This is a genomic window from Mucilaginibacter sp. P4_A11, assembly GCF_056402535.1.
The window spans coordinates 14,479-36,387 of the sequence record NZ_JBFUHE010000007.1; the positions used below are offsets into that span (position 1 = coordinate 14,479).

Below are 21,909 nucleotides of genomic sequence, written 5' to 3' on the forward strand. Positions count from 1 at the left end.
TAAATTAGAAAATAACATGAAAACAATATTTTATCCCGAAGCAGAACGCGGACATAACGATATAGGCTGGTTAAAAGCAAACTTCTCGTTCAGCTTTGCCTCCTATTACAATCCCGAAAAAATGAACTTTGGTGTGCTGCGTGTATTGAATGATGATATTATAGCAGCCGGCCGTGGTTTTGGCAGTCATCCGCATGATAATATGGAAATTATCACCATCCCTTTAAATGGAGGATTGGAGCATAAAGATAGCATGGGCAATACCGGAGTAATAAATGCGGGGGAGGTGCAGGTAATGTCGGCCGGTACAGGTGTATATCATTCAGAATATAATGCATCACATAAGGAAGCTGCCAATACTTTGCAGATCTGGCTTTATCCTAAAGAAAGGAATATCCAGCCGCGTTACGATCAAATGAATTTTAAAGACCGTTTTAAATTGAACGAGCTAACCACGCTGATCTCGCCTCAAAAAAGCGAAGACACACTTTGGATCAACCAGGATGCTACGTTTTCAATGGGAGAGTTCGAAGCAGGCCAAACTATCAACTATGATATTAAAACCCAGGGCAACGGTGCTTATTTGTTTGTGCTGGATGGAGTGGTTAAAATAAACAGCCAGGTTTTAAACAAAAAAGATGCGCTGGGCGTTTATGATACGAGTTCACTTACAATTATAACCGAAGAGCCATCCCGTTTCCTGATCATTGATGTACCGATGTCATAATCAGTATTTAGCCTGAACCCAGAAAGTGAATATTATTGAAAGTTCAAAAACAATTGAGCGCTGCTTTGTTGTTGTTTACAATTATTTAAGATTCACTGATGGAAGCACAGCAGGAACTAAGCGGATGGCGAAAATGGATGGAAGGCATAGGCGACTATGTGGTATTCTTCACGCGCTTTTTCCGCAACATATTTACCGGCGGCTTTGAATGGTCGGAGTTTGTGAGGCAATGCTACGAAATAGGTTACCGATCCATGATGCTGGTGGGCGTTACCTCCTTTATCATGGGGATGGTGCTTATTTTGCAGCTCAGGCCTTCGCTCATCTCGCTTGGTGCCGAAAGTATGCTGCCTAAAACGCTTGCAGTAGCACTCATCCGCGAGATAGGGCCGGTGATCACTGCTATCATCTGTGCCGGTAAAATAGCGTCAAGCATTGGTGCAGAGCTGGGCAGCATGAAAGTGACGGAGCAAATTGATGCTATGGAGGTATCGGGTGCCAATCCCATTCAATACCTGGTGGTAACACGCGTATTGGCTACCAGTTTCATGATCCCATTGCTGGCTATTATAGGTGATGCCATTGGGTTATTCGGCGGCTTCCTGGCACTTAATTTTACCGATAGTATCAGCTTTTCCCTTTACTTCAATAAATGTATAGCCTCGCTTGATTTTTCGGATCTGCTACCTGCTGTAGCTAAAACCGTGCTTTTTGGCTTTGCTGTTGGTTTTGTGGGATGTTATAAAGGTTACCATTCTGATAAAGGAACAGAGAGCGTTGGGATAGCGGCTAACTCGGCTGTGGTGACTGCTTCCCTGTGGATCTTCATTATTGATGCGATAGCTGTTCAGATAACCAGTTTGTTATTTTATAAATAAGATGAAAAAAGCAAACGAAGGTATCGAACAAAAAAAGGAAGCTCCAGTCCAAAAGGAAGAGATTGTGATCCATGCTAAAGGGATCAAAAAATCATTTGGCAGAAAGCAGGTGCTAAAAAATATCAGTTTCGACCTGAAGAAGGGGGAGAACATCGTGGTATTAGGTAAATCTGGCCAGGGGAAATCTGTTACCATTCAATGTGTTGTAGGTATGTTACAGCCCGATGGGGGCACCCTGAAAGTTTTTGGTGAGGATGTTACCACCATGGGCGATGATGACCTTAAACAGCTCCGGATAAAGATAGGGTTCCTTTTCCAGGGCGGTGCCCTGTATGATTCCATGACAGTAAGGGATAACCTGGAATTTCCATTGACAAGGGTTTTAAAATTAAAAGATCAGCAGGAGATTAATAAAAAGGTTGAAGGGGTACTGGATGCGGTTGGTTTGCTCGACGCGATAGATAAAATGCCGTCCGACTTATCGGGTGGGATGCGGAAAAGGGTAGGGCTGGCCCGTACGCTGATCGTTAATCCCGAAATTATGTTGTACGATGAGCCAACTACCGGCCTTGACCCCATTACATCCCGTGAGATCAGTGAGCTGATCAATCGCCTGCAACGAAAATATAAGATCTCATCTATCATTATTACCCACGATATGGAATGTGCCCGCATCACTGCCGATCGGATCCTGGTAATGAATGAAGGTGAATATATAGCCGAGGGCTCATATAAAGAGCTCGAAAAATCGCAGAACGAAATGGTCAGATCATTTTTTAACGAACCAGCATGAAAACCACATCATCTCAAAAAATAAAAATAGGCCTGTTTACCTTTTTAGGGTTGGCAGTGCTGTTGGTAGCTATATTTTTAATAGGCAATCAAAAAAGTCTGTTCAACTCAACCTTTCATGTATATGGCAGGTTTAAAAATGTGAGCGGTTTGCAGGTAGGCAACAACGTACGTTTTGCGGGGATTAATGTAGGGGTAGTACAATCTATCAATATCGTGACGGATAGCTCTGTACGGGTTGACCTTACACTGAATAAAAGCGTTAAAAAATTTATTAAAAAAGATTCAAAGCTGAGCATTGGTAGTGATGGCTTGATGGGGGATAAGCTGGTGGTGATAGCCCCCGGAGGCATTGTGAGCCACAAAGAAATAGAAGATGGCGGAAAGTTAGGTTCGATAAACCCGGTTGATGTAGACAGGATTATCAATAAACTCACCCGTGTTGCCGATAACGCTGAATCATTAACCGAAAATTTGACCGGAATAGTAGCGAAGATCAACAACGGGCAGGGAAGTATAGGCCGGCTGCTTAACAGCGATAAAATGGCCCGTGACCTGGAAGGCACCGTGAAACAGGCGCAAACCACCATTAAAACCGTTCATACCACAACCAAAACCCTCAATGAGGACTTAACCGCAGCCCAGCATAACTTTTTGTTAAGAGGTTTCTTCAATAAGAAAAAGAAACGCGAGCAACAACGGCAGGATAGCATCCGCAAAGCCCAGGAAAAGGTTCAGGAGGACAAAGAGAAAGCAGCCAAAGAAGCTGAAAAGCAAAAGGAGAAAGCGGCTAAGGAAGCAGCTGATAAGCAGAAGGAGAATAACTGATCTTATAGTTATGCTATAAGTAGAAGTTCTTTACAAAATAAAGAACAGCTTTAGAGCTTAGCTTTTTAACAGGCATTGATTAAATTAAAAACCTATTATTGTTGCAGAAATAATAAGCCGGTAATTACCCGGCGGTTAATATTATAATGCTATGCCTGTGTTATTACTTTTTGCCTGTTTTATATTGATATTTTTTAGCCTGGGTATTTATTATAAACCGGATAACAGCAGAAAAGAAATTTTACTGATCAGTATGATTCTATTTTCTGTGGTAATGGTATTCATCACCGAATTGTTAAGTGGCCTGCATCAGTTAAACTTTTCAGGCATAGTAATTTCGTGGAGCGTGTTTGGAGTTATTAATGCCGCGTACCTGTATTTAAATAAAAGCAGGTGGTTTAGTTTCGTCAATGATTTGGTGTGTGGTGCGGGTAAAACGCTCAAAGCCTTAACTAAAGTTCAACTTACGCTGATAACGGCTATCGCGATTATTCTGACCCTGGTTTTCATCCAGGGCATCTTGTACCCTCCCAACAATTGGGACTCCATGACCTATCACTTGGCCAGGATTACGAGTTGGGTATGTCACCAATCTGTTGACCATTATGCAACTGATATTACACGGCAACTATATCAGCCTCCTTTTGCCGAATATGTGGTAATGCACGTTAACGTGTTAACCGGAGGTGATTATTTGTCTAATTCAGTACAATTCTTTTATTTTTTGTTTGTAGTGTTAGCTATAGTGCTGATCATTGAAAAGCTTGGCCTTAGCGTGGAATATAAAATAGCCGGGATATTATTAACCTGTACCATTCCTGAAGTTATTTTACAAGCCTCAAGCACACAAAATGACGTAGTAATATCGCTATTTGTAATATCGGCCTTTTACTTTGCTATGCAGGCGGCAAAAAGCTGCAAGCTTAAATACTTTATCTTTTTTGGTTTTTCTATAGGCTTAAGTGTTTTTACTAAAGGCACGGGATACTTATATCTTACGCCGATCATCCTTTTCGCATTTGTTACTGTAGTAATCGGTTTTAGTAAAGCATTTAATTACAATTATTTATGGTTTTCGCTTATTGCTGTAGTGGCTTTTTTATCGATAAATGCAGGTCATTACAGCCGCAACTATAAGTTATGGGGTAATGTATTAGGTCTTGATAAGCAGGAATCCAAAGAATATTCGAATCAAAAAATGAATGCGGGCTTCTTTTTATCAAATTGTATAAAAAATGCCGGGTTACACTTATGCCTCATGTATGTTGGTGATGTTGCACAGGCATCAGATAGCGTCATTTATAAATTCCATCGTGTGGCAGGTATCGATATTAATGACCCGGCTGTTAATTATCGTCATAATAAGTTTAGCACAAAAAGCCCGGTTACTAATGAAGATACAGCGCCAAATATGCTCCACTTCATGTTTACGGTTGCTGCCTTTGTAATGCTGGTAGCTTATGGATTTTCACGCAAGGGTAAGAAGATGGATCAGCATGTTATATGGCTCATTGTTATCATATTGCTCCAGGTTTCATTGTTTTGCTTGTATTTAAAATGGCAGCCATGGCATTCAAGGCTACATATTCCGTTTTTCCTGCTCTCGATACCTTTAATTTGTTATGCGCTGAATTTATTCAGGACGTTTAAGAAAGTGTTTTACGTTGCAGTCCCCGTATTTTTAGTATATATATTACTGGTTGTTCTTCATAACAGCCTCAGGCCTTATACAAGTATTATAAATACCCCCCGCTATCAGAAATACTTTGTAAACAAACCCGAAGCATACCAGGAATATAATGCTGTATATGAAGCTATTAAAAAATCAAACTATAGCGATATCGGTATTAGTCTTGGAATAGATGACTGGCAATATCCTTTATTTAAAGATTGCTTTAGCCGGCCAATGAACCCTACCTATATCCGGGTGACCAATTTGTCGAACAAACTTTTTATAACCCCATCAAAGCTTGATTGTATAGTTACTACTATCATTAACAAACCTTATATAGATTTTAATGGAAAGCGTTTCTATAATCAATCGAAAAAAAATAAGATTATTTATATAAATAGTTAAAAATCAATTAATTATGTTTTATTTATAGAGATTGATATTTAATAAACGCCCATCCCAATTGGCAATAGCTCCAATAATGTGCCACGTGGAACAATTATAAATTCAAAGTTATCCCCGCAAATACCCTAAACCCATCCCTGAACGCCCCGTTCATTTGCGTTTTATCAATTTCACCACCATTGAGGTAAAGTTCGTCGGTACCATTACCAGTTTGCCAATGCAGATAGCCCGCCCCGGCTTGTATGCCTATATGATTGGTAATAGCGTAAACCAGTGTCCCATTCATATTTAAGCCATACCCGTTAGCGTGATGCCGATAGCTAACCGGGTGCTGAAAAGTAGTGATCAAATTCCAGTTGCCCTGGGCATTATAGCTTACCTGGTTATAGGTGATATCGGTATTAAATTTCAGTTTTTTAATAAGGTTTATTGATGCTATAGCTTTGATAAACAGGCCTTCCCATTGGGTTTGGTAGCTGCTGTTTAAACCCGGAAAACGGTTATCATATAAATACAAATATTGCCTGTTATCACTATAACCGGCATATGGAGTGAAGCTGAACCATCCATTTTTTACAAGCTGATAACCTGCACCTAAAGCCCAGCCCTGGGTATGGCCTTTGCCTGCATCAAAAGTTTCATTATAAGTATTGCCGCTGCGGTTATCGTTGCTGTAATCCGAATCATTTACCATGCCGGATGTAATGAATTGCCTGGTATAATCTGCATAAACGCTAAATCTTTGATATACATTTAATTGCAAGGAAGCGGCAATGCTTTGGCCGCCAATTTTTGTCCATTTCAGTTCTGAAAAAACATTGGGATTTTGTCCGTTACTGTTACCGGCTATCGACCAGTGAAAATTTTCGCGCTGGTAGCCATCGGTAATATCAAACTGCAGTTTGTTTCCGCCAGATTGAGCATATGAGGAATGAGTGCCTAACATCAGCCACAAAAAGCAAAAGCCGGTAAATTTTTTCATGAGTAGGTTTATAAAAGAGAAGCCTGCCCTCATTTAAAAAGGCAGGCTAAATATATCATTTTAAATTATTGGTTTACACCAAAAGCCTCCCAGCCCGATGCGGTTGCACGGGTACAGGTCATGGCTTGTGTGCCGTTTTCGCTCGAGATAAATTTGCCGTTATTGCCCCTGAAGGTAACTTTTCCATCGGTGGTAGGTGCCCAGTCAAACTTTTCCCAGTCGCCAACGGTAGTACGGTTACAGGTGATGGCTTGTGTGCCGTTTTCAGATGATACATATTTACCCATAGCCTGAAGGGCAACTTTGCCACCACCGGCATCAACTACAGTAAACTGCTCCCAGGCTGATGCCGTTGGGCGGTTACAGTTCATAGCCTGCGTACCGTTTTCACTGCTAACATATTGATTGTTAAATCCTTTTAAGGTAATAGTTTGACCGATTGGAGGCGTTGTGCTGCTACCCGACAGGTCATAAACCCTTACATAATCAACCACCATGTTACAAGGCAACGCACCGTCATTAATGGTATTACCGGGTAAATCGCCGCCGATGGCCAGGTTAAGGATGATAAAGAATGGATTATGGAACGCGCCTGTATTGTTAATGTTACCAGCGATATTACCGGTTACATACAGGGTATTGTCTACATACCAGCGGATAGAGTTGGCGTCCCACTCAACAGCATAGGTATGGAAACCGGTTGGCGTTGTAGTTGTGCTGCCTCCATATTGTACATGGCCGCCGTTGTTGTACCAGTGCATGGTGCCCAAAATGGTATTGGAGGTATTTACCTGCTCCATGATATCAATCTCCCCGCATTGTGGCCAGCCTACGGTGCCGATATTTGCACCCAGCATCCAGAATGCCGGCCAGGTACCCTGCACCCCGGGAAGTTTGATACTTGCCTCAATACGACCGGATGTAGGCTGATATTTACCCGCGGTAGTTAACTTAGCCGATGTATATGGCTGACCGCCAACCGTTTGCTTGCGCGCAGTAATGGTAAGGAAGCCGCCTGATACCGTGGCGTTTGCCGATTGGTAGTACTCCTTTTCATTATTAACGCCCGGGTTACCATTGTCGATATTCCAGTTGTTAGTGTTAACACTGGTGCCGTTAAACTCATCGCTCCAGAGCAGGGTACCAGCCCTTGGTGTGGTGGTTGATCCTGTAGTTTCATCGGCCGTTTTAATGGCAGGCGATGGCTTGTTCAGGTCCTTGCTGCAGGATGAAATTAAAAGCATTAATGCCGATGCGGTAGCGGCACTCTTCGTAAAATTTAAAAGTTGTTTCATAATGATGGTATTAGTGAATAATTAATTGGTTTTGTATTAGATTATTGGTTTACCCCGAACGCTTCCCAGCCTGATGCTGTTGCCCGGGTACAGGTCATGGCTTGTGTACCGTTCTCGCTCGAGATGAATTTGCCGTTGCTTCCCCTGATGGTGACTTTGCCGTCGGTAGTAGGGATCCAGTCAAATTTTTCCCAGTCGCCAAAGGTTGTGCGTTTACAGGTTATGGCCTGTGTGCCGTTTTCTGATGATACATATTTGCCCATAGATTGCAGGGCTATTTTGCCAGCACCGGCGTCGACCACGGTAAATTGTTCCCATGCTGATGGTGTAGCACGGTTACAATTCATGGCCTGTGTGCCGTTTTCGCTGCTTACATACTGGTTATTAAAGCCTTTAAGGGTAATGGTTGAGCCGATAGGTGCACCTGTTGAGGTTCCGTTTGATTGTGTACCTGTCCATTTAAAAGTTGCCACGGCACCCGCAGCTAAAGTGTAAGTAAATGATTCAGCGCCCCATTTAACCTTAAAGTTGCTGCTTGATGAACCGTTGTTAAGGGCAATAAGCACCTTACTGCCATCCGGGTTTTTGAAGGCCACGTTTTGGATACTGCCCGACAGGTTTGAGGAAATGCGAACAGCACCCGGCCTTACAAATTTTGAAGCATGGCCGATAATGTAATAGCCCACGTTGCGGGTAATGGAAGTACCACTAACTGTGATACCACCTAAACAGGTGCTGCAGCCACCCGGCGTATGCGGGTTGTTGTTAGGATCAGCAGCAAGGTTCCACTCTAAAACATTGCGGCTCCAGTTGCGGGTAGCGCCAATAATGAGTGTGTTTACATGCCATGAAAGATCGCCGCCAAAATTGCTTGGTGCACCAACCCATTGCTCCGTGAAGTAAACATTTTTGTTAGGATAGGCATTGTGTACATCGGTTAAAGCAGCTATGCCGCCTGCATACAGGTGAAACGCCGAACCGTCAACATATGGGTTAGCCCCGCCATCGGCCAGTACAGTTTCTGGGTAATCAATCCTATCGGTATTGTGGTCATAAGCGATGATCTTGGTTTGAAAACCAGCAGCCCTGATCTGCGGACCGAGGTTGTTTTTAATAAAATTGGCCTGTTCATTTGGCTGCATCACCATACTGGGGTTATTGTATGGGTTAAGCGGTTCATTTTGCGGGGTAATGGCATCAATGGTAATCCCCTGAGCCTGCATAGCCTGCAGGTATTTTACAAAGTAGCGGGCATAGGCATCATAATAACCTGCTGCGGTGTTCAGGCTGCCGCCGGTATAACCATTATTACCTGTAGTGTTCACCTTCATCCAAGTAGGGGCTGTCCATGGGGCGGCGATGATTTTGATAGATGGATTTATGGCGATGATCTTTTTCAGTATAGGCAGCAGGTCCTGGTTTTCAGCGCTGATGCTGAAATTATTCATATTAAAATCGCCGGCGGTCTGGTTATAGGTAAAATCGCTGGAGCTAAGGTCAGAAGCACCAATGCTGATCCGGATATAGCTGATCCCGATTTGCCCGTTGGCTGTGCCGAAAAGTTCGTTAAGTACATTCGTTTGATTACTGCCGAGGCCATTTAGTAAGCCCGCGCTGCCACCTGTTAAAGTAAAGCCGAAGCCATCGATCCCCTGGTAGGTTTGGTTTTCGTCTACGGTAACTGTTGTGGCATTTGTACCTGCATCCGCAGCGAAATTAAAGCTGGTTTGTGCCTGTAAAAGCTTTGATTGATCGGCAGTAGTAAGCCAGGCGTTTACAACCTCATTGGCTGCACGGGCTACGGTGCCTTTTGCTTGTTGATCAGGCGCATCGGGTGTGTTTACATTTTTTTTACACGAGTAAAAAGTAGCGGCAGAAAGCAGGGTGAGGACTGCAAGCCGCATCAATTTGTAATTGATTTTCATTTAGTTATTATTTAGTTGATTGATTTGATATTCAAAAAAACATCACATAAACTGCTATACAACAGGTCAATATGTATAACAATATTTAACTGTTGCTTAAGAATATCAAAGCATTATTCAAGGCAAAAGCGCATGGACAATACTGTTTTCCATGAAGCAGGGCTATGTGTAGCTTAAAATTGGTTGTAGCAAATCTACAGTAATTTAAACGGATTAATCAAGTAAAATGTTCGTAAATAATTGATTTATAGTATATTATGTAAGTTTTAATACGCTTGCATCACAGTGTTTGAAACGGTAAAAACTACTTTAAATGGACTGTGCAACGTTTTTGTTGCGATGAAATTTTTTTTATGATACGCTTGCTTCACAGTTAATTTTAAAGAAAATAATAGGGCTGTATAGCTATGAGCTATAAGTGTAAATACAGAAGAAATACGAAAAAGATTAAAAGGCGTCATTGCAAGGTACGAAGCAATCCCCAACAGGCAGAGGAGCTATACAGGTTCGCCCTGTAAAGTTGGGGATTATTAATATTTATAATCTGTTTTTTAAAGGTATTAATGAGCTCCCTTCGGTCGGTTGTCTTCGTACCTCGCAACGACGTGAGGGAAGAGGAATCCTGTTTTTATCTTCCGAGCGAGGACCTAATTCGTGAAATTCGTTTAAATTGTTATCCGCATGCTCAGGCATTCGTGCTATTATCAATCACCAACTTACTCCAACCTTTATCACCGGCATTTTTGATCTCTTTTTTACGCAGCTCCATTACTTTTTTAATGCGCGAACTATAAGCCCAGCAAGTGCTTTGGCGGATGGAAAGGATTTCGGATAGTTTATGTGACGAGATCTTGCCTTTGGTTGAGTACATCAGAAAGATCATGTAGAATGCTTTGTTGATAGGGATCCGGGTGTTTTGCAGTATGGTATAGGCTATCACCGATTCTTCATACCCGCATTTTGAACACCGGCGACTGTAGGGGAGGTGCCCGCTACCGTAATGCGTATTGCTGCATTTGCGGCAGGCATAGCCATGCTCCCATTTCAGATCAGACAAAAACTTGAAGCAGGTTTCCCTGTCGGGATAAATACGGCTAAACTCTTCAAAATCTACCTCCGTAAGCATGACCCTGTCGTGGGTTACTTTTTCGATATCGTTATGCAGGATGATATTATCTTTTTCGAGCAGTACGTTCATGCGCGAGATCTCTTCGGCCTGTTGTTGCAGCAATTCATTAACCGATTTAAGTTCTTCGTTTTGCTCGGCTATCATCGATGATTTTTCAACCAGTTCGCGGGTGCGTTCCTGTACCTGGGCTTCCAGGCTGCGGTTCAGCGTGTCTTTTAACTCCTCATTTTGCTTCATCTGGGTTATGATGTTTTGCTGGGCAATGTCTTTTTCCTTTTTCAGGATGCGTACCTTATCACCAATGGCAAAAGAGATGAACAGCATCTCCATAATAAAACAAACGCTGAGGCTGTAATAATCAAATTCGGTAACAGGCAGCCACCAGATGTTTAACGCGATACAGGTTTTTATCACGAAGCCTGTAAGCAGGAAAGTATACCCTATAACAAAGAAACGCGCAGGTTTATAGCCTTTAATCAGCACATAACAACCCGCATAAAAAGAGATACTTAGCGGTAAAAATTCAATGATCTTGTAGTTGAACCATGCCATGTTTATGGTGATACAGGCAAGGAAATAAATACACCTGAAAACGATAACCCCTTTGATCACTTTGTTTAAGCGGGGGGCGTTAACTTTTAAGTTGAGCAGGCTTTGCGCAAAAAGAATAGCAAAAATACTGGCCGAAAACAGGGCTATTCCGTAGGCGTAAGTGTTCCAGCCGGGATAGTTTGGCCATATGTATTGGTAGGCAATGCCATCAACACACATTTCGTAAAGGCCGATGCTTAAGTTATAAATGATGTAGTACAGATATTGCACCTGGCGCATGGCTATGAACATCATGAAATTGTACAGGCCAAAAACCAGGATCATGCCGTAAAAAACGCCGAAGAAAAAATATTCGTCGAGCGCATAGCCTATAAACCGGCTTACCGTGCGCAAAACCATGATCACATTAACCGAGTGGCCCGAACGGATACGGATGTAATAAACATCATCGGGACCGGAGTTGCTGTTTATGTTAACGCTAAAGTTTTTGTGCTTGTAAAAACGGGCAGCAAAAGGGTGGCTGCTGCCAAGTGATGTTACCCGGTAAGTATCTGTAGCCGGCGAATAAACGGTAATACTATCAATAGTTTGATCAAAAAATTCCAGGATCCAATTGTTGTTGGTAGCGTTGGTCCTGCCAATTTTTATGCGGTACCAGTAAGCTGAGTTGTTGTGATGGGTAACGGGAGTGGGCTCTTGGTTTTGGGCGAACTTACCAGCCAGATAAGCAGCATGAATACCATCGAGACCGAGTTTTCCGGTTGTATCCTCAAAATAAATTATCTGCTTATATTCAAAAATGTGCTGGTTTACGCTGTCGTTTATTTGTACGGTAGTTTGAGCTTTTATGCCTGTAGAAAAGCATAAGCAAAACATCATTATACCGAAAAAAGAGCTCAGTAACAGTTTAAACATATGCTCGGCAGATGGATGTTTTTCGCACCTGTAGTGTTGGATTCACTACAGGCGCGAATGAAATGGTTGTTTGGTTAGCGTCAGGCCGGATACAATTATAATATTTTTATTTTTCTAATCCTATTAAAAGTATGTTATACAGTTATTTAAAATGTTAATTTTTAGCTATTTGTTGTTAAAATAGGGGGTTTACCATACATAAGTGGCCACCGAACCATTGGCTAAAGTGCTTGAAGCGGTTTTTCCATCTATCTTAATATTAAAGCTTTGCTGGCTGCCGCTTGAGTTTAGCACGATCAGCACCGTGCTTCCGTCGGTATTTTTGAAAGCTACGTTTGGCAATCCGGCTACGTTATCAGATGAGATCCTGACAGCGCCCGGTCTTACAAATTTTGAAGCGTGAGCAATAATATAATATGATACATTTTTTGTTACTGCCGATGACGAAGTAACAGTTAACGCACCGCGGCAGGTACTGCAACCACCATCGGTATGCGGTCCGTAGTCGGTATCAGTAGCGAGGTTCCACTCCAGCACATTGCGGCACCAGTTGCGGGTTGCGCCAATGATAAGGTTACTTACATGCCATGACAGATCGCCTCCAAAGCCTCCGTTTGAGGGGGTGTATTGTTCTGTAAAATACAGGTTTTTGTTTGGGAAAGCATCATGCAGCGGCCCAAGGGCGTTAATATCGCCGTTATATAAATGGAAAGCGGATCCATCAACAAATGGGTTAGCTGCGGCATCACTGAAAATATCTACAGGGTAACTGGTGTTGTCGGCATTGTGGTCATAAACAATGATTTTGGTGGTGATACCGGCAGTTTTAAATTGCGGGCCAAGGTTGTTCTTGATAAAATTAGCTTGTTCGTTCGACGGCATATACATTGCCGGGTTATTGTATGCATTTAACGGCTCGTTTTGTGGGGTTACGGCATCAATGGTTATACCCTCGGCTTTCATAGCCAGGATGTACTTTACAAAATAGCGTGCATAGGCATCATAGTAAGCGGTATTCAAACTGCCGCCTTTAAAACCATTATTGCCAAGGGTGTTAACCTTCATCCAGGTAGGGGCTGTCCAGGGGCTGCCTAATATTTTGATGTTCGGGTTTATGGCAAGGATCTTTTTCAGTACAGGGATGAGATCGGCTTTTTCAGCATCGATAGAAAAACTTTTTAAATCAACATCTGTAAGACCGGGCGTTACCTCGTCATAAGTATAATCGGTAGCACTCATATCAGATGCGCCAATACTGATGCGCAAATAGCTTACGCCTATGTGGGTATCATCAGTTGAAAACAGATCTTTCAATACTTCGTCCTGCTTCTGGGCGGTTAGTTTATTGAGCACCATGGCGCTGCCGCCGGTAAGGCAATAGCCAAAACCATCAATAGTTTGGTAGGTAGTGGAAGCATTGATATTAATGGTTGAACCGCTGCCCGCCGTTGTTCCGAAATTGATCGTCACATTTTGTTTGGCGAAGGTGGTAGCCTGGTCGGCAGTAGTGAGCCACATAGCAACGTCGCTTTTGGTTGGTGTTACTACCGGTGGGGTAACAACAGGGGGAGTTGGCGTTGGTGTTGCGGTTGTTTTTTTTCCGCAGGCTTCCCCGCTAAAAACACCGATAGTAACGAATGAGGCTAACAGAACGCTTGTAAAATTATTTTTCATCAGGGGACACATTTAAAGCCGGATTGCATAAAGCTCAACAGCTTTTTTTGTTAAAAATTGGTTTATTTGATAGCTTAACATTACTAATATATGAAGCGCTAATGGCTATAACAAGCGTATATTTGTGGTGTTATGGTATCAAAAGACCGTTTTCGGAAAATTATGATACGCTTCAATACCAAACGAAACAATTGCCGGCAAGGCAAAAAACTGTAAAACCGATGCAAAGTGAACAATACAATACCAAGCCAAAAAAAATTATATTTTTTTTATTTGCCCTGCTGTTTACGGTAGGTTTAACAGCAAATGCACAAAACCTGCGGGTTGCGGCGGCCGCCAACCTGCAGCCGGTAATGGAGGTTTTACAAAAAGATTTTAAGCAAAAAACAGGGATCACTATTGACGCTGTTATTGGATCGTCGGGCAAATTGGTAGCGCAGATCAGTAACGGTGCCCCGTTTGATGTTTTTTTATCGGCCGATATGAGCTTTCCTGAAACTTTGTTTAAAAATGGCTTTGCTAAAGAAAAGCCGGTAGTATATGCTTCCGGCAGCCTGGTCATTTGCAGCACGCAAAACATCGGTTTTGAAAATTGGGAGCGACTGCTGCTTACGGCAAGGGTAAAGAAGATAGCCATTGCTAACCCGGCCATCGCCCCTTACGGTAAAGCCGCAGAACAATCGTTACAGGATAAAGGAATTTTGGATGATGTAAAGCCGAAAACAGTTTATGGCGAAAGCATATCGCAGGTAAACACTTATATAACTACCGGGGTGGCCGATGTGGGTTTCACCACGCAATCGCTGGTTAAAGAACTGGGAGATAAAACACCCTTGTATTATAAAGTTATCGATCCTAAAACATACGATCCGATATTACAGGGCATCGTGATCCTCAAGCATGGCGCGGATAACCCTTCGGCCGAAAAATTTTATCGCTACATTTTAAGCCCCGCTGTTAAAAGTATTTTTAAGACATACGGTTACCGGGTTCAATAATTTGTATTTTTAACCAATGGACCTATCGCCCATATGGCTCACATTAAAGTTATCGGGGATCACCACCCTGTTGCTGCTGCTTGTCGGGCTGCCATTTGCCTGGTGGCTTTCAAGAGGAAGGTCATTTATCAAAATCATTATTGAAGCAATTATTACCATGCCTTTGGTGTTACCGCCATCGGTATTGGGCTTTTATTTGCTGCTGGCTTTTAGTCCGCAGCATGGCTTGGGGAAATGGCTGCATGATACTTTTGATGTGCAATTGGTTTTTTCCTTTCCGGGGCTGATCCTGGCTTCGGTAATTTATAGTATGCCATTTATGGTTGGACCTGTAAAATCGGCTTTGCAGCAGTTACCGGGCTCCTTAGCCGAAGCATCGTACACGCTGGGTAAAACCGAGTGGCAAACTTTCAGGTATGTATTACTGCCCAATATTAAACCGTCATTATTGACCGCAGCTGTTTTGACCTTTGCCCATACGCTGGGCGAGTTTGGTGTGGTGCTGATGATAGGAGGGAATATCCCCGGTGTTACAAGGGTAGCGTCTATTGCTGTGTATGATTCGGTAGAAAAAATGGATTATGCATCGGCCAATAACTATTCGCTGATCTTATTTTCTATAACGTTTGCTTTGGTGATAGCCGTTTTTGTGTTCAATAAATACCAGGCGAAAGGTCCCTTAGCATGATCAGCGTAGATATTGAAATAAAGCTAAAGGCCTACAATGGCGGACAATTGCTCCCGATCAAGAAGCAGTTTAATAAAGGAAGCATTACCAAAATTTTAGGGCCTTCGGGATCAGGGAAAACCACGCTGCTGAAAATGATTGCCGGGTTGTCATCGCCGGAAAGCGGTAAGATCATTACCAATGGCGTTACCTGGTTTGATTCAGGATCGAAAATCAATCTATCACCACAAAAAAGGAATGCAGGCTTCGTATTTCAAAACTATGCCCTGTTCCCGAATATGACGGTACAGCAACATTTGGAATATGCCACGAATGATGCCGGCTGGATAAAGCAGCTACTACAGCTGGGCCAGCTTGATAAGTTTACCAATCACAAACCCGATCATCTTTCGGGAGGACAACAACAACGGCTGGCCATATTAAGAGCGTTGGCTATTAAACCCAAACTGCTTTTGATGGATGAACCATTTTCGGCTTTAGATAGTAAGATGAAAACTTTGCTGATAGAGGAGCTTAAACCCTTAGTTAAGCAATTAGATATCACAACTATTATAGTAAGCCATAATTTGCAGGAGCTGGAAATGTTTGATGGTGAGGTGATAGATTTTGAGGAGTTGTGATTGTATCTGAGTAGATTATCAGAGATGCTGAAAAATGTCATTGCGAGCGCAGCGCGGCAATCGCATGCTATAGAGAGTCGCCATGTTTCCTTGCAATTGCTTCGTCGTTCCTCTTCACAATGACATTTTTGCTCTCCCGGCAACGGCAGTAAAACTGATGAATACAAATGAACTTTTTTATTGCAGCAAAACTCAAAACCATTTAAATTACGAGGGTACTGTAACAAAAGCCATTTCAAACTATCCTATATTGCAGAAGGAGTAAATCCTTTTACTTAAACCATATCTACAATATGAAATCCCGTAAAAAAACACTTTTTATAGCAATTGGATTGCTTTTGATCATCGTCGTATTCAAGAATACAGCGCTTAGTTATAATAAAACAGAATCAAGTTACGGTACTATTGCAAGCTGGCCGGAAGAGGTTAAAAAAGATTCGGCAGCGACAACAAAAGATGAAAAAGGGACCCGCGGTGATTTATCTGTGATTGTGTTATTTGAAAAGGATACACTTTACAAAGAAATTAGTAAAACTAAACCAATTGTCATCACCGTAAAATCGTTAGAAACAGGGGCTTTATGGGTGCCATTTTATAAGTCAATTGATTATACCGCGGTGGGGACCCTTAGTGGTTTACAATCAAAAGCTCCGGTGCAGTTTACCACCAAGGGGCATGTTTCTATGACCGGGAATTATTCAAGCAAACAGGCAAAGGCAATGATTGATAAAGCGGTGGCCGAAAGTTTCGTAAATGAAGTAAAGAACCATTTTTATCCGGTTCAATAAAAAAGCCGTGATGGCGTATAAAGTATAATTTAGCGATGGTGCGCGAGGCGCGTTAGTGATAGTAGCGAATACCGGCCTTGTGGCTAATGCCTGTGCAGTATGAGCGGATAGCACGGGCCGCAGGCAACGCCTATATTTATAAATAGATCAATAAATATACTTGATAATCAACAATAAAAGCTTAATTATTTACTACTCTTATCCCCGTCAGATATCGACTTGATAAGGCTGCCCCATGCAAGTGGATTTAGCAGCGGATTGGGGGTAAGTGAATGCGAGTTCAGGATAGTGGTATGCATATTTTGTGCATTGGCCGATTGTATTTCCTGGGCATCGCGGGGTAGGGTATTGTACAAAGCCGAAAGAGTGGCTTTGCTGATATTTTTACGGGCTATCTCCAAATCATCATCGGCAAGTTTTATAGCCAGGAAATCTTTTTTAAACTCATCGGTAGTTGCCCAGGGAAACACGTGGAATGTTGGCAGGTTAATGATCTGCGCCTTGAGAGATACCTGGGTAGTGTAACTTTCATTTGGCAGGTTTGAAGGGATAACTACGATAACCGGCGCATAGCCAACACAGGTAAAGCGAAGGGTATCGCGTTCGTGCACTACAAATGAGAAGTAACCCTTGTAGTTAGATACGTTGATGATGTTATGTGCCGAGGTATTGGTGATGGTAACATAAGGAATAGTGATCTTTAAACTATCGGCATTATGTGTGATACCTGTAAACTGCACAACGGGGCGGTCTTTGCTTTGTGCAAAAGCGCCCATTGAAACAAATAATAGCAGTAAACCAAATAAATACTTCATAAAACATTAACTACTTAGCTCAACATATATTACGCTGCCTCGGCCAAAATAGTTTTTAAACTTCATCAAAAGTAAGTCATATCCCCAAATTGAACAGGGGATTTAACATTACTTAACAACTACCTTAAATTTTCGGGAAGCACGGCGTTGGGATCATCAATGTCTGTAAGGTTTATGGCCTCGATGGCGGTAACTTCGGGTACGGCTTTTTTGATAGCCTGCTCAATACCGGCTTTAAGGGTCATGATGCTCATTGGGCATGATCCGCATGAACCCAGCAGCTTTAATTTAACAACACCTTCAGGAGTTATCTCCTCAACAGAAACATTCCCCCCATCAGCCTCCAAATACGGACGGATAGTATCTAAAGCTGCTTCAACCTGATTTAATAAACTCATTTTTATTAATTTATAACGTTATGTAAAGTTATTAATTATTTACAATATTTTCTGCACTCATTGCTTTGGCATTCGATATAGCCACTTGCTGGGCAACCCGCTCGGCCATCTTCACAAAAGCTGCCGTCATCGGGCCATCTTCTTCAAGCACCGTTGGCTTGCCTGCATCGCCCGAATCACTGATCCCTTTGATCAGCGGGATCTCGCCCAAAAACGGAACATTAAGCTGCGCGGCCAGTTTCTGACCTCCGCCTTTACCAAATATATAATATTTGTTATCCGGCAGTTCGGCTGGTGTAAAGTACGACATATTTTCAACCACACCCAGTATAGGCACATTGATAGCCGGCATCATGAACATGCCAATCCCTTTTTTAGCATCGGCAAGCGCCACATTTTGCGGCGTGGTAACAATTACAGCGCCCGTAACCGGGAAGCTTTGCGTTACCGTGATGTGGATATCGCCTGTACCCGGAGGCAGGTCGATCACCAAATAATCAAGCTCGCCCCAGTCGGCATCATTGAACAATTGTTTTACAGCTGTTGATACCATCGGTCCGCGCCATGGCACCGGCTGATTTGGATCTGTAAAGAAACCTATCGACAGTAATTTGATGCCATATTTTTCGATAGGTTCAATACGGGTTTTACCGTCAACCTGGCTGGCCATAGGGCGTGCGCCTTCCAGTCCAAACATAATAGGTACCGACGGGCCATAAATATCGGCATCAATCATACCTACTTTAGCACCCGATTTTGCCAGGCCTAAAGCAAGGTTTGCCGCAACGGTTGATTTGCCAACGCCACCTTTGCCCGAAGCAACGGCTATGATATTTTTTACACCCGGAACTCCGGTGTTTTTTTGCGAGGTAACACGCGAGGTCATGTTGATATTGATAACGGCCTCTTTGCTCACAAAGTGCAGGATCGCGTTACGGCAGGCATTTTCGATCATGGCCTTCAGCGGGCATGCCGGAGTAGTCAGGATCACCGAGAAGCTAACATTGTTGCCATCAATATGAATATCCTGGATCATGTTGAGTGTAACCAGGTCTTTTTTCAGATCCGGCTCTTCAACATTGCCCAGTGCTTGTAATACTTGTTCTTTAGTAATTGTCATAATATGAGGCAAATTTATGAAAACAGGCCGTTGATTGAGTTTATAAGGAAACAATTTGCAAAAACAACCGTTTGCAGGGGATAAGATTTAGTTTAGTTTTGGATAAAATTAACAAATGAAGCGCCTTAATCCTAAATACATACGCATAGCCGCATATATTCTTGTTCCCTTAATTCTTATTCTGCTTATCGGTGGATATGTTGCCTACTCAAAACGCGGCGCCCTGCTCGAAAAAGCCATTGACAAAGCTAAATTAAAAGCAAAGAGGGATTATAATTTAGATGTAAAAATAGGATCGGCCCAATTTACGGGTTTCAGTACGGTTTCGTTCTCAGATATCAGCATCGTACCTGAAGGGCGCGATAGCTTGCTGAATATCAAAAACTTCGTAGTGAGTGTAAGGGTAATGCCTTTGTTGCTGGGCGAGGTAAAGCTTTCAGACGTAGTATTACAGGATGGTTTTATCAGTCTTGTGAATAAAAACGGGGTTAAAAATTTCGACTTCCTCTTTAAAAAGAAAAAAGACTCGACAGCCACCGACACCAAAGCCGATTTGAGCAATATAGCCCATAACCTGATCAACGAAGTGCTTTATAAGATCCCCGATAACCTGGCGCTCAATAATTTCAGGATCAGTTTTAAGAGTGACAGCGACCAGCTGAAGCTTTTGGCTCAAACGGCGCTGATCAAAGACGGACAGATGAGCTCGACAATAAAAGTTAACGATGGGGAAGCTACCTGGCATTTTGCCGGTAAAATGCACCCCTCGGATAAGGATATCGACGTGATGTTGTATGCCGATAATCACAAAAAAGTGGAGCTGCCTATCATCGAAAAGAAATTTAACCTGAAGCTTAATTTTGATACGCTGCAAACCAAATTAACCAAGGAGGATCATAGCAGCGGCGAAACAACCATTTCGGGTTCGTGGTCGGTTAAAAACCTGCTGATCCATCATCCGGGTATTTCATCTACCGATATTGTATTCCCCGCGGCCGCTATTGATGCCGATGTTAAGGTAGGAACCAATTACGTATCTATCGATAGTACTTCTCTTATCCATGTCAGAAAATTAACGGCGCATCCGTATATTAAATACACGCTTAACCCGGTTAAAATTTATGAGTTGAAGTTTAATACGGGCTGGCTTAATGCTGCTGATATTTTTGATTCGTTCCCTACGGGGATGTTTGACGCGCTTGACGGTATCCAGGTAGCCGGTAAGCTAAATTATCATATGAATTTTTATATGGATTCATCAAAGCCTGACGATCTGATATTTGATTCGGGCATGGATAAGGACAACTTCAGGATCCTGAAATTTGGACGCACCGATTTAACCAAGCTTAACAGCCCCTTTGTATATACACCATATGAAAAGGGCAAGCCAATGGCGCCGCACCTGATAGGGCCCGAAAATCCGGAGTTTACCCCGCTGCAGCAAATTTCGCCAAATTTAAGAAACGCGGTAATGACAGCCGAAGATCCATCGTTTTACACCAATCACGGGTTTGTGATGGAGGCTATCCGCAAATCAATCGCTACCGATTTTAAAACAAAGAAGTACAAACGCGGAGGCAGCGGGATCTCACAACAGCTGGTGAAAAATGCCTACCTGAGCCGGGAAAAAACGCTTTCGCGTAAGATAGAAGAGATCCTGATTGTGTGGCTTATTGAAAATAACCGCATCATGACCAAAGACAGGATGCTGGAAGTTTACTTTAACATTATTGAATGGGGCCGCAATATTTACGGAATAGGCGAGGCTTCGCATTATTACTTTGGTAAAGAGCCGTCGCAACTTAGCATTGGTGAAAGTATTTACCTGGCCAGTATTGTGCCTTATCCTAAAGGGGGCTTGTACGCGTTTCAACCTGATGGTTCCTTACGACCGGGGCTGCACGGCTACTTTAACCTCATCGGTAAGCTGATGGCCATGAAAGGATATACCGCACGTGATACAAACGCTTACGGGTTTTATGAAGTAAGGTTAAGGGAAAGCCTGCGCCGGCAGATTGCTCCTGTTGATACTGCCACTGCCGATAGCCTCATGAAACAAGGTGGGGCTGATGACGACAGCATTTTACCTGTTGTGGACGAACCGGTAAAAAGACCAAACTTCTTCCAGCGTCTTTTCGGTAAAAAAGATACCACCGAAGAAAAGGCCGAAGAAAAACTAAAGCAAAAGGAACAAACAATAAAAGATCAGATCAAAGCCCAAATTGAAGCACTTAAAGCCGAGTACAAGGCCAAGATTGATGCTGTAGATACCACAGGCGGCAAAACACGAAAAGAGGTGCGGCAGGAAAAACGGCGGTTAAGGAATGAAGAGGACGAAAAGGAAAAGGAATTGAAGGATAAGATGCCGTAAAGCGATAGTAATATCTCCACCCGTCATTATAAGGTACGAAGCAATCCCTTATTGGCAGAGCGGCTATGTATATCCCCCTGTAAAGTCGGGGATTGCTTCGTACCTCGCAATAACGAAAGGTTGAAAACGGACATTCTGCCAAGCAGAATGTCCGTTTTGTTTTTATACCCACTACCGCGAGTTTAGCGCAGCGTAACTCATGGTTAGCCTCTTTTAAGCGTTCAACTTACTTAGGTTCGGCTGAAAGCTGAAACCGTGATTAACCACGGGTTGAAAACCCGCGGCAGCTTGAACATTTCAATGAAAATTCGTGTAATTCGATCAAATTGTGAACACC

18 protein-coding genes are annotated in these 21,909 nt (G+C 42.7%); 10 read left to right on the forward strand and 8 right to left on the reverse strand.

What is annotated here, in order from left to right:
* Positions 1–16 precede the first annotated feature (16 nt).
* The 5 genes from AC1DUD_RS14935 (at position 17) to AC1DUD_RS14955 (ending at position 5,302) form a co-directional block, all read left to right on the forward strand.
* The gene (locus AC1DUD_RS14935) at positions 17–727 is read left to right on the forward strand and encodes a pirin family protein (protein WP_477375640.1); all 711 of its coding nucleotides are present in this window, start codon (positions 17–19) and stop codon (positions 725–727) included.
* Between the two features lie 98 nt (positions 728–825).
* Complete coding sequence (locus tag AC1DUD_RS14940; protein ID WP_477375642.1) at positions 826–1,605, forward strand: MlaE family ABC transporter permease; 780 nt, start codon at positions 826–828, stop codon at positions 1,603–1,605.
* A 1-nt stretch (position 1,606) separates the two neighbouring features.
* Positions 1,607–2,398, forward strand: a complete 792-nt coding sequence (locus AC1DUD_RS14945) for an ABC transporter ATP-binding protein (protein WP_477375644.1) — start codon at positions 1,607–1,609, stop codon at positions 2,396–2,398.
* The gene (locus AC1DUD_RS14950) at positions 2,395–3,225 is read left to right on the forward strand and encodes an MlaD family protein (protein WP_477375647.1); all 831 of its coding nucleotides are present in this window, start codon (positions 2,395–2,397) and stop codon (positions 3,223–3,225) included. The genes AC1DUD_RS14945 and AC1DUD_RS14950 overlap by 4 nt, the downstream gene beginning before the upstream one ends.
* A gap of 151 nt (positions 3,226–3,376) precedes the next feature.
* A complete protein-coding gene (locus AC1DUD_RS14955) occupies positions 3,377–5,302 on the forward strand; it encodes an ArnT family glycosyltransferase (protein ID WP_477375649.1) in 1,926 nt (641 codons plus the stop codon).
* Positions 5,303–5,396: 94 nt separating this feature from the next.
* Here AC1DUD_RS14955 and AC1DUD_RS14960 read toward each other — a convergent pair whose 3' ends face one another.
* The 5 genes from AC1DUD_RS14960 to AC1DUD_RS14980 all read right to left on the reverse strand — a co-directional run bounded on the left by AC1DUD_RS14960 (position 5,397) and on the right by AC1DUD_RS14980 (position 13,774).
* On the reverse strand, positions 5,397–6,284 hold the full coding sequence (locus AC1DUD_RS14960) for a hypothetical protein (protein WP_477375651.1): 888 nt from the start codon (positions 6,282–6,284) through the stop codon (positions 5,397–5,399).
* 65 nt (positions 6,285–6,349) lie between these two features.
* The gene (locus tag AC1DUD_RS14965) at positions 6,350–7,579 is read right to left on the reverse strand and encodes a family 16 glycosylhydrolase (RefSeq protein WP_477375653.1); all 1,230 of its coding nucleotides are present in this window, start codon (positions 7,577–7,579) and stop codon (positions 6,350–6,352) included.
* Positions 7,580–7,620: 41 nt separating this feature from the next.
* Entirely contained in the window at positions 7,621–9,504 is a 1,884-nt protein-coding gene (locus tag AC1DUD_RS14970; protein WP_477375655.1) for a glycoside hydrolase family 30 beta sandwich domain-containing protein, read from the reverse strand.
* A 685-nt stretch (positions 9,505–10,189) separates the two neighbouring features.
* On the reverse strand, positions 10,190–12,100 hold the full coding sequence (locus AC1DUD_RS14975; RefSeq protein ID WP_477375657.1) for a 7TM diverse intracellular signaling domain-containing protein: 1,911 nt from the start codon (positions 12,098–12,100) through the stop codon (positions 10,190–10,192).
* 189 nt (positions 12,101–12,289) lie between these two features.
* The gene (locus AC1DUD_RS14980) at positions 12,290–13,774 is read right to left on the reverse strand and encodes a glycoside hydrolase family 30 protein (RefSeq protein ID WP_477375659.1); all 1,485 of its coding nucleotides are present in this window, start codon (positions 13,772–13,774) and stop codon (positions 12,290–12,292) included.
* A gap of 101 nt (positions 13,775–13,875) precedes the next feature.
* On the opposite strand from AC1DUD_RS14980, the gene modA reads away from it, so the two are divergent.
* The 4 genes from modA to AC1DUD_RS15000 all read left to right on the forward strand — a co-directional run bounded on the left by modA (position 13,876) and on the right by AC1DUD_RS15000 (position 16,868).
* Complete coding sequence (gene modA / locus AC1DUD_RS14985; RefSeq protein WP_477375661.1) at positions 13,876–14,772, forward strand: molybdate ABC transporter substrate-binding protein; 897 nt, start codon at positions 13,876–13,878, stop codon at positions 14,770–14,772.
* Positions 14,773–14,788: 16 nt separating this feature from the next.
* Positions 14,789–15,460, forward strand: a complete 672-nt coding sequence (modB, locus tag AC1DUD_RS14990) for a molybdate ABC transporter permease subunit (protein ID WP_477375663.1) — start codon at positions 14,789–14,791, stop codon at positions 15,458–15,460.
* Positions 15,457–16,080 (forward strand): sulfate/molybdate ABC transporter ATP-binding protein, encoded by a 624-nt coding sequence (locus tag AC1DUD_RS14995; protein ID WP_477375665.1) that lies wholly within the window; start codon positions 15,457–15,459, stop codon positions 16,078–16,080. Before modB ends, AC1DUD_RS14995 begins: the two co-directional genes overlap by 4 nt.
* A 293-nt stretch (positions 16,081–16,373) precedes the next feature.
* On the forward strand, positions 16,374–16,868 hold the full coding sequence (locus AC1DUD_RS15000) for a hypothetical protein (protein ID WP_477375667.1): 495 nt from the start codon (positions 16,374–16,376) through the stop codon (positions 16,866–16,868).
* A gap of 185 nt (positions 16,869–17,053) precedes the next feature.
* On the opposite strand, the gene AC1DUD_RS15005 is transcribed toward AC1DUD_RS15000, so the two are convergent.
* The 3 genes from AC1DUD_RS15005 to AC1DUD_RS15015 all read right to left on the reverse strand — a co-directional run bounded on the left by AC1DUD_RS15005 (position 17,054) and on the right by AC1DUD_RS15015 (position 19,201).
* A complete protein-coding gene (locus tag AC1DUD_RS15005; protein ID WP_477375669.1) occupies positions 17,054–17,683 on the reverse strand; it encodes a hypothetical protein in 630 nt (209 codons plus the stop codon).
* 119 nt (positions 17,684–17,802) lie between these two features.
* Positions 17,803–18,081 (reverse strand): NifU family protein, encoded by a 279-nt coding sequence (locus tag AC1DUD_RS15010; RefSeq protein ID WP_112568188.1) that lies wholly within the window; start codon positions 18,079–18,081, stop codon positions 17,803–17,805.
* A 31-nt stretch (positions 18,082–18,112) separates the two neighbouring features.
* On the reverse strand, positions 18,113–19,201 hold the full coding sequence (locus tag AC1DUD_RS15015) for an Mrp/NBP35 family ATP-binding protein (protein WP_477375671.1): 1,089 nt from the start codon (positions 19,199–19,201) through the stop codon (positions 18,113–18,115).
* 115 nt (positions 19,202–19,316) lie between these two features.
* On the opposite strand from AC1DUD_RS15015, the gene AC1DUD_RS15020 reads away from it, so the two are divergent.
* A complete protein-coding gene (locus tag AC1DUD_RS15020) occupies positions 19,317–21,572 on the forward strand; it encodes a transglycosylase domain-containing protein (protein ID WP_477375673.1) in 2,256 nt (751 codons plus the stop codon).
* The last annotated feature ends 337 nt before the right edge of the window (positions 21,573–21,909 follow it).